The organism is Protofrankia coriariae (assembly GCF_001017755.1).
Classification (GTDB): Bacteria; Actinomycetota; Actinomycetes; order Frankiales; family Frankiaceae; genus Protofrankia; species Protofrankia coriariae.
On sequence record NZ_JWIO01000004.1, the window covers coordinates 90,587 to 92,929 of the forward strand.

Annotated in this window: 3 protein-coding genes and 1 pseudogene (1 of these 4 running past the window's edge); 2 read left to right on the plus strand and 2 right to left on the minus strand. The window is 73.3% G+C overall.

The window, feature by feature from the left end:
- Together FrCorBMG51_RS30535 and FrCorBMG51_RS04185 are read left to right on the plus strand one after the other, a co-directional pair.
- A pseudogene (locus FrCorBMG51_RS30535) lies at nt 1–518 on the plus strand (metallophosphoesterase); the annotation flags it as partial.
- Nucleotides 519–678: 160 nt separating this feature from the next.
- Nucleotides 679–1,536: a 4'-phosphopantetheinyl transferase family protein gene (locus FrCorBMG51_RS04185; protein WP_047221866.1), complete on the plus strand. Its 858-nt coding sequence runs from the start codon at nt 679–681 to the stop codon at nt 1,534–1,536.
- Here the strand turns inward: FrCorBMG51_RS04185 and FrCorBMG51_RS29280 are convergent.
- Both FrCorBMG51_RS29280 and FrCorBMG51_RS29285 read right to left on the minus strand, forming a co-directional pair.
- The gene (locus FrCorBMG51_RS29280) at nt 1,517–2,290 is read right to left on the minus strand and encodes a hypothetical protein (protein ID WP_052914273.1); all 774 of its coding nucleotides are present in this window, start codon (nt 2,288–2,290) and stop codon (nt 1,517–1,519) included. The genes FrCorBMG51_RS04185 and FrCorBMG51_RS29280 overlap by 20 nt on opposite strands.
- Nucleotides 2,238–2,343, minus strand: partial view of an FAD-dependent oxidoreductase gene (locus FrCorBMG51_RS29285; protein WP_052914275.1) — the final stretch only. 584 nt of this gene lie beyond the right edge of the window; only the last 106 of its 690 coding nucleotides appear in the window; the start codon falls outside the window, past its right edge; its stop codon occupies nt 2,238–2,240. The genes FrCorBMG51_RS29280 and FrCorBMG51_RS29285 overlap by 53 nt, the downstream gene beginning before the upstream one ends.

A 2,343-nucleotide genomic window follows, 5' to 3' on the forward strand; every position in this document is an offset into this window, starting at 1 on the left:
CGGGCCGGTCACGGTGGCTCCGCTGTTCCTCCTCTACGACTACACCTTCCGGCCGGCCGGCACCAGCTCCAAGAAGGAGGCGCTCGCCGTGGCGCACCGCACGGGCGTGGTCTGCGCGGACGAGTACCTGCTGGTTCCCGACCCCTACCCGAGTGTGGACGCCTGGTCGCGGGCCCGGGTCGAGCACACCCGTGAACGGCTCGCGGCATGTGACCCGAAGCTGCCGACCGTTCTGGTGAACCATTTCCCGCTGGTGCGGGATCCGACTTATGTGCTGCGCTATCCGGAGTTCGCGCAGTGGTGCGGCACGGAGAACACCGCCGACTGGCACCGGCGGTTCCGGGCNGTTCCGGGCCGCCGCCGTGGTGTACGGCCATCTGCACATTCCCCGAACAACGTGGTATGACGGCGTCCGGTTCGAGGAGGTTTCGATCGGCTATCCTCGGGAGTGGCGCCGCTGGAACGGCCCGCGCAACATTCCCCGGCAGATACTGCCGGAGCCGGAGCGACATGACTGAGACCGGGATATCAGGGACCGGGATATCAGAGACCGGGACGGCTGGGGCCGTCGTGCCCGGAAGCCGCCTCCCCAAAGACGCGACCGACCTCAGCTCGTCCGGGCCCCCCACCCCGTCCGGCGCCGTCGCCTCGTCCGGCGGAGCCGTCGCCGGGGCCGAACTGCTCGCCACGCTGCTTCACCCCGCGGTGGTCGCGGTGGAGGCGTTCGCCGACGATCCGGACGCCGTGCTGTTCCCGGAGGAGGCCGCGACGCTCGCGCGGTCCGTGGACAAACGCCGCCGGGAGTTCACCACCGCCCGGGTGTGCGCCCACCGCGCGCTCGCAGGCCTGGGCATATCGCCGGTACCGATCCTGCGCGGGCCCAAGGGCGAGCCGCAGTGGCCCGCCGGGGTGATCGGCAGCATCACGCACTGTGCCGGCTACCGGGCCGCGGTGGCGGCCTGGTCCGCCGACATCCTCACGGTCGGTATCGACGCCGAGCCGAACAAGGCCCTGCCGGCGGGCGTGCTCGACCAGATCGCCCGCCCCGAGGAACGGGACTGGCTCGACCCGCTGCTGCGCGACGGCTCCGCCGCGCGCCCGGGCGGCCCGCCGCACGGCATCCCCGCCGCGCGCTCGGAGCCACTGCCGCCCGGGGATCCCGCCGGGCGGCCGGGCGCGCTGCCGCCCGGCGGTCCCGCCGTGGATCCCGTCGTGCACTGGGACAGGCTGTTGTTCAGCATGAAGGAATCGGTCTACAAGGCGTGGTTCCCGCTGGCCCGGCGCTGGCTGGGTTTCGAGGACGCGTCGATCACGATCGACCCGCTCGGAGGCACCTTCTCCGTCCACCTGCTGGTGGACGGGCCGGTGCTCCCCGGTGGCGTCCCACCGGGGAGGGACCAGCCCGACAGAGCCCTCCCCGCGGATCTCTCCGCGTCCCTGGAGCCTCAGGCCCCCGAACGGCTGACCGGCTTCACCGGACGCTGGCTGGCCCGCAACGGCCTGGTCATCACGGCGATCACCGTACCGGGACGCTGACCGCGGAGATCGTCTCGACCAGTTCGGCCCGGGTGGGCACCCCCGGGGAACGACTCGGACGCCAGCCCTGAGTGATCAGGTCCGTCACCCGCGGTTCCACCGCGTCCAGCGCCTCGGGCGGATCCGTCATCTGCATGTGGCGCAGCGCCGCCGTCGCGACCGTCGGGTCGACACCGGCGGCGGCGAGCAGCACGAACCGCGGCAGCGACGCCGGGCTCGGCGGGCTCATCGACGGGATGGCCTGCGCCCCGCCGTCGACGGCCGCCCACCAGGCCGCGGCACGCGCCCGGTCGAGCTGCCGGGCGTCGTCGAACCACGACCGCAGCTCGCCCCGGACCCAGGCGTCGACCCGGTCCCGCCAGGCGGCGGGATCGCCGGGGTCCTCAGCCACCGCCTGGACGAGCCGCAACGCGTGCGTGACAGCCAGCGAGGAGCCTCGGCCGAAGTGCGGGTTGGTGGTGCAGACCGTGTCACCGAGCGCGTGCAGGCCGACCGGCACCGCCGGATCCAGCGGCCGGAACATGTTGCGCAGCCCGCTCATGACCGTGACGCCGGAGATCGGCTCGGCGAAGTTCGGATCGGTCCAGGCCGCCCCGAGCGACATGATGCGCGCGGCCGACTCGAACACCGGCACCCGGCGCAGCCCCGCCAGCGCCCGGTCCCCCGGCAGGTGGACGAAGGCGACGGTGAAGGTGCCGGCGTCATGGGGGAAGACGAGCAGCGCGTAGCCGTCGGCCTCCTCGACTCCGACCACCCAGCGGTTGACCGCGGTGAACTGCCGTCCCGGCAGCAGCCGGTAGCGGCGGG